The organism is Hornefia porci (genome assembly GCF_001940235.1).
In the GTDB taxonomy this organism is placed as follows: Bacteria; Bacillota; Clostridia; order Peptostreptococcales; family Anaerovoracaceae; genus Aminicella; species Aminicella porci.
In genome coordinates, this window is record NZ_MJIE01000002.1 from 1 (window position 1) to 5,143 (window position 5,143).

The window sequence follows — 5,143 nt, forward strand, 5'->3', positions numbered from 1 at the left end:
ATTTCAGGATCGATGGCAAATATCAGCCGGTTACGATCACCAGCAGCAACGAGGACGTGATTGAACCCTGGAAGAACAAGGACGGCGAGCCCCTGAACAATGCGGCATCCGTCAAAGTCTATCGGCCTCTTCCGGGAAAGCCTCCGGTAAAAGTCACGATTACGGTAACCATCACAGACAAGGCGACCGGCGTCAAAGTCTCCAGAAACATCGACGTCACCGTACAGCCGCTGACACAAGAGGAACTGGAAACCGCTAAAGCATTAATGAAAAAGCCGTGAGCGGATACTGGGACGGAATAAGAAACATAATACAGCGAAAGATAACATCACCGGAGATCTGCAGAGTTTCCAGGAAATCAACGCCGACAATGACGGTTCAGTCTCTTTCATATACCGGCCGATGAAAAAACCCGGACCGGCGTCAGTGCGGATACCTATGTGGAGAATCCTGACGGCGGCAATGATAATGACTACCGCAGATTCAACTCCAGCGAACCCTCTGTGATAGCCGATTCCAACCTGCTTGTCAGCAAACCGGAATACGATACAGAGGTCACCGTAGACAGTTATCTGACACATGAAGTCTACGGAAAATACTTTGTAAAAGCCCGAAAAGACGGTGACAAAGACGCAATGTCGCTGTTTGCCGGGCTCTATCGTCAGCATGCAGAAGCGACGATGACGGTCAGGGCGAAAAAGGTGCGGATCCCAATCCGGACGCCGGAGTTTCCGTATCCTTCCGTCTGCTCGGACAGAAGGGTGAAACCCTCCTGAATCTGAGAACGGTTTCCGTTAAGAAAAACGCTTCCGCCTTCGATGTTCTGACAAAGGCATTAAGGAAAACGGGTATTCCTATACAGGAAGCTCCAGCTACATCTCAGCCATAACAACGCCCTCCGGCAAAGTTCTGGCTCAGAAGGAGGCCGGGGACAACAGCGGATGGATGTACAAAGTCAACGGCGAATTAACCGACAAAACACTCGGGGAAATGAAACTGCAGGACGGAGATGAGATGGTGTTCTTCTATACCTCTGATTATACTGCGAAAACGGCTGTCATCACATTTGATTCCGACGGAGGCTCTAAAATCGCCGCCGTGACGGTCGCAAAGGGCAAAAGATCGCCGCACCGGCAGCGCCGGAAAAAGACGGATACAATTTCGCCGGCTGGTATGATTCTGCAGGAAACAAATTCGATTTCAATACGATAATCGAGGACGACCTGACGCTGAAGGCCGCATGGAGCAAAAAGGACGCTGTAAAACCCAATCCGGAAGAAACCGCAGAAAAGCCTCTGCTTCAGGCCAGATCCCTCAGTCAGACGAAAAATCACTCCGTCTCCAATGGAAGAAAATCTCCGGAGCGGCCAGCTATACTGTCTACGCAAGCAGATGTGACGGGAAGAAAAACTACAAAAAAGTCACCTCTACAAGAGGTCTGAAAACGACTGTCAGCCGGATTTCCGGAAAGAAACTCAGAAAAGGCACTTACTATAAGATGTACGTTGTCGCAAAGGACAGCCGCGGCAGGATTCTCTCAAAATCGCTGACTGTTCATGTCACAACAGACGGAGGCAAGTATACCAATCCCGGAAAGCTCTCCCTGCAGAACGCCTCCGCAATCAGAAAAAAACTGAAGTCCATGAAGCCCGGACAGACCTGCAAGGTCAGCACGAGGCAGACACTTCAGTCGAAAAAACTGAAATTCCGGAAGCATCGCGGAGTGGTGTACGAATCCTCTGACCCGTCGGTCGCAACAGTAAGCTCCTCCGGGAAGATCAGAGCTGTGAAAGCCGGCTCCTGCTCGGTCTACGCTTATGCGCAGAACGGAGTTTACGTCAGAGTCACTGTCACTGTCAGGTAACGCCGGAATTCTTTCAGGAGAAACACCGTGCGGTAAAATAACAACTCTATTATACAGGGAGCCACGTTCTTCATACAGAGCGGGCTTCCTGTATGCCATTCAGGCTTGCCGCATCAAATGCTGCGGCAGTTTTTATTCATGAACAAAGCGATTGCGTCAGGCCGCCGCATTGGTCAAAAAAAGAAAACCGTCACGTTGCGAATTGGGGATCGCTCTGTGACGTCTTTCCAGTGTAATTATTATTCGTTTAAGGCATTATATGGAAGACCTTACCTCTCTTCCTTGACTTATGATAATATATCACATATAATAAGTAAAATGTTTTTTCTTATATTTGAAATTACAGATTCTAATATCGGAGGGAGCGCCATGGATAACCGAAAATATGAAGCGCTGATCAACATCGCCGAGACCGGCAGCATCACACAGGCCGCGGAACGCATGGGCTACACGCAGTCCGGAATCACTCAGATGATCAACTCTCTGGAGCGGGAACTGGGCGTCAGACTTCTTCGACGCACCAACAAAGGAGCCAATCTGACGCAGAACGGGCTGACGCTGCTGCCGTACATGCGGGAGGAGCATCGCTGGGAGCGGACGATCCGGCAGGAATGCGACCGGATGAGCGGCAAGGAAACCGGAACTGTTACAGTGGGGTGCCTCTCCAGCATGTTGATCTTGATATTCGGAAACTGCTGCGCGAAGATTTCCAGGATGCGCGGCATCCCAGGCGGTGCTGATGCTGGAGAGGCACCCCACTGTAACAGTTCCGGTTTCCTTGCCGCTCATCCGGTCGCATTCCTGCCGGATCGTCCGCTCCCAGCGATGCTCCTCCCGCATGTACGGCAGCAGCGTCAGCCCGTTCTGCGTCAGATTGGCTCCTTTGTTGGTGCGTCGAAGAAGTCTGACGCCCAGTTCCCGCTCCAGAGAGTTGATCATCTGAGTGATTCCGGACTGCGTGTAGCCCATGCGTTCCGCGGCCTGTGTGATGCTGGCCGGTCTCGGCGATGTTGATCAGCGCTTCATATTTTCGGTTATCCATGGCGCTCCCTCCGATATTAGAATCTGTAATTTCAAATATAAGAAAAAAACATTTTACTTATTATATGTGATATATTATCATAAGTCAAGGAAGAGAGGTAAGGTCTTCCATATAATGCCTTAAACGAATAATAATTACACTGGAAAGACGTCACAGAGCGATCCCCAATTCGCAACGTGACGGTTTTCTTTTTTTGACCAATGCGGCGGCCTGACGCAATCGCTTTGTTCATGAATAAAAACTGCCGCAGCATTTGATGCGGCAAGCCTGAATGGCATACAGGAAGCCCGCTCTGTATGAAGAACGTGGCTCCCTGTATAATAGAGTTGTTATTTTACCGCACGGTGTTTCTCCTGAAAGAATTCCGGCGTTACCTGACAGTGACAGTGACTCTGACGTAAACTCCGTTCTGGCGCATAAGCGTAGACCGAGCAGGAGCCGGCTTTCACAGCTCTGATCTTCCCGGAGGAGCTTACTGTTGCGACCGACGGGTCAGAGGATTCGTACACCACTCCGCGATGCTTCCGGAATTTCAGTTTTTCGACTGAAGTGTCTGCCTCGTGCTGACCTTGCAGGTCTGTCCGGGCTTCATGGACTTCAGTTTTTTTCTGATTGCGGAGGCGTTCTGGCAGGGAGAGCTTTCCGGGATTGGTATACTTGCCTCCGTCTGTTGTGACATGAACAGTCAGCGATTTTGAGAGAATCCTGCCGCGGCTGTCCTTTGCGACAACGTACATCTTATAGTAAGTGCCTTTTCTGAGTTTCTTTCCGGAAATCCGGCTGACAGTCCGTTTTCAGACCTCTTGTAGAGGTGACTTTTTTGTAGTTTTTCTTCCCGTCACATCTGCTTGCGTAGACAGTATAGCTGGCCGCTCCGGAGATTTTCTTCCATTGGAGACGGAGTGATTTTTCGTCTGACTGAGGGATCTGGCCTGAAGCAGAGGCTTTTCTGCGGTTTCTTCCGGATTGGGTTTTACAGCGTCCTTTTTGCTCCATGCGGCCTTCAGCGTCAGGTCGTCCTCGATTATCGTATTGAAATCGAATTTGTTTCCTGCAGAATCATACCAGCCGGCGAAATTGTATCCGTCTTTTTCCGGCGCTGCCGGTGCGGCGATCTTTTGCCCTTTGCCGACCGTCACGGCGGCGATTTTAGAGCCTCCGTCGGAATCAAATGTGATGACAGCCGTTTTCGCAGTATAATCAGAGGTATAGAAGAACACCATCTCATCTCCGTCCTGCAGTTTCATTTCCCCGAGTGTTTGTCGGTTAATTCGCCGTTGACTTTGTACATCCATCCGCTGTTGTCCCCGGCCTCCTTCTGAGCCAGAACTTTGCCGGAGGGCGTTGTTATGGCTGAGATGTAGCTGGAGCTTCCTGTATAGGAATACCCGTTTTCCTTTAATGCCTTTGTCAGAACATCGAAGGCGGAAGCGTTTTTCTTAACGGAAACCGTTCTCAGATTCAGGAGGGTTTCACCCTTCTGTCCGAGCAGACGGAAGGATACGGAAACTCCGGCGTCCGGATTGGGATCCGCACCTTTTTCGCCCCTGACCGTCATCGTCGCTTCTGCATGCTGACGATAGAGCCCGGCAAACAGCGACATTGCGTCTTTGTCACCGTCTTTTCGGGCTTTTACAAAGTATTTTCCGTAGACTTCATGTGTCAGATAACTGTCTACGGTGACCTCTGTATCGTATTCCGGTTTGCTGACAAGCAGGTTGGAATCGGCTATCACAGAGGGTTCGCTGGAGTTGAATCTGCGGTAGTCATTATCATTGCCGCCGTCAGGATTCTCCACATAGGTATCCGCACTGACGCCGGTCCGGGTTTTTTCATCGGCCCGGTATATGAAAGAGACTGAACCGTCATTGTCGGCGTTGATTTCCTGGAAACTCTGCAGATCTCCGGTGATGTATCTTTCGCTGTATTATTGTTTCTTATTCCGTCCCAGTATCCGCTCACGGCTTTTTTCATTAATGCTTTAGCGGTTTCCAGTTCCTCTTGTGTCAGCGGCTGTACGGTGACGTCGATGTTTCTGGAGACTTTGACGCCGGTCGCCTTGTCTGTGATGGTTACCGTAATCGTGACTTTTACCGGAGGCTTTCCCGGAAGAGGCCGATAGACTTTGACGGATGCCGCATTGTTCAGGGCTCGCCGTCCTTGTTCTTCCAGGGTTCAATCACGTCCTCGTTGCTGCTGGTGATCGTAACCGGCTGATATTTGCCATCGATCCTGAA

General features: G+C 50.5%; 6 protein-coding genes and 4 pseudogenes. 6 read left to right on the forward strand and 4 right to left on the reverse strand.

All coding sequences use genetic code 11. The features are described from left to right. From BHK98_RS13590 to BHK98_RS14110, 6 genes and pseudogenes are all read left to right on the forward strand, one after another. Nucleotides 1–281 (forward strand): hypothetical protein (locus BHK98_RS13590; RefSeq protein WP_158024509.1); only part of this gene is annotated, 281 nt, incomplete at its 5' end. A 159-nt stretch (nucleotides 282–440) separates the two neighbouring features. Beyond that, entirely contained in the window at nucleotides 441–776 is a 336-nt protein-coding gene (locus tag BHK98_RS13030; RefSeq protein ID WP_075715233.1) for a hypothetical protein, read from the forward strand. Nucleotides 777–834: 58 nt separating this feature from the next. Then, nucleotides 835–1,020, forward strand: a pseudogene (locus tag BHK98_RS14100) (DUF4430 domain-containing protein); the annotation flags it as partial. Between the two features lie 101 nt (nucleotides 1,021–1,121). Next, a pseudogene (locus BHK98_RS14105) lies at nucleotides 1,122–1,199 on the forward strand (InlB B-repeat-containing protein); the annotation flags it as partial. Nucleotides 1,200–1,240: 41 nt separating this feature from the next. Beyond that, complete coding sequence (locus BHK98_RS13045; RefSeq protein WP_075715237.1) at nucleotides 1,241–1,864, forward strand: Ig-like domain-containing protein; 624 nt, start codon at nucleotides 1,241–1,243, stop codon at nucleotides 1,862–1,864. Nucleotides 1,865–2,233: 369 nt separating this feature from the next. After that, nucleotides 2,234–2,404, forward strand: a pseudogene (locus tag BHK98_RS14110) (LysR family transcriptional regulator); the annotation flags it as partial. Between the two features lie 378 nt (nucleotides 2,405–2,782). Here the strand turns inward: BHK98_RS14110 and BHK98_RS14115 are convergent. The 4 genes and pseudogenes from BHK98_RS14115 to BHK98_RS13065 form a co-directional block, all read right to left on the reverse strand. Next, nucleotides 2,783–2,833 (reverse strand): annotated as a pseudogene (locus BHK98_RS14115) (hypothetical protein); the annotation flags it as partial. 402 nt (nucleotides 2,834–3,235) lie between these two features. After that, the gene (locus BHK98_RS14120) at nucleotides 3,236–3,643 is read right to left on the reverse strand and encodes an Ig-like domain-containing protein (protein WP_075715241.1); all 408 of its coding nucleotides are present in this window, start codon (nucleotides 3,641–3,643) and stop codon (nucleotides 3,236–3,238) included. A gap of 57 nt (nucleotides 3,644–3,700) precedes the next feature. Continuing rightward, a complete protein-coding gene (locus tag BHK98_RS13060; protein WP_075715243.1) occupies nucleotides 3,701–4,153 on the reverse strand; it encodes an InlB B-repeat-containing protein in 453 nt (150 codons plus the stop codon). After that, nucleotides 4,150–4,704: a DUF4430 domain-containing protein gene (locus BHK98_RS13065; protein ID WP_075715245.1), complete on the reverse strand. Its 555-nt coding sequence runs from the start codon at nucleotides 4,702–4,704 to the stop codon at nucleotides 4,150–4,152. Before BHK98_RS13065 ends, BHK98_RS13060 begins: the two co-directional genes overlap by 4 nt. Nucleotides 4,705–5,143 lie beyond the last annotated feature (439 nt).

Excerpts from the sequence above, each read along its gene's own strand:
- BHK98_RS14120 (WP_075715241.1), bottom strand. The coding sequence starts at position 3,643 with ATGTACGTTGTCGCAAAGGACAGCCGCGGCAGGATTCTCTCAAAATCG.
- BHK98_RS13060 (WP_075715243.1), bottom strand. The coding sequence starts at position 4,153 with ATGAAACTGCAGGACGGAGATGAGATGGTGTTCTTCTATACCTCTGAT.
- BHK98_RS13045 (WP_075715237.1), top strand. The coding sequence starts at position 1,241 with ATGGAGCAAAAAGGACGCTGTAAAACCCAATCCGGAAGAAACCGCAGA.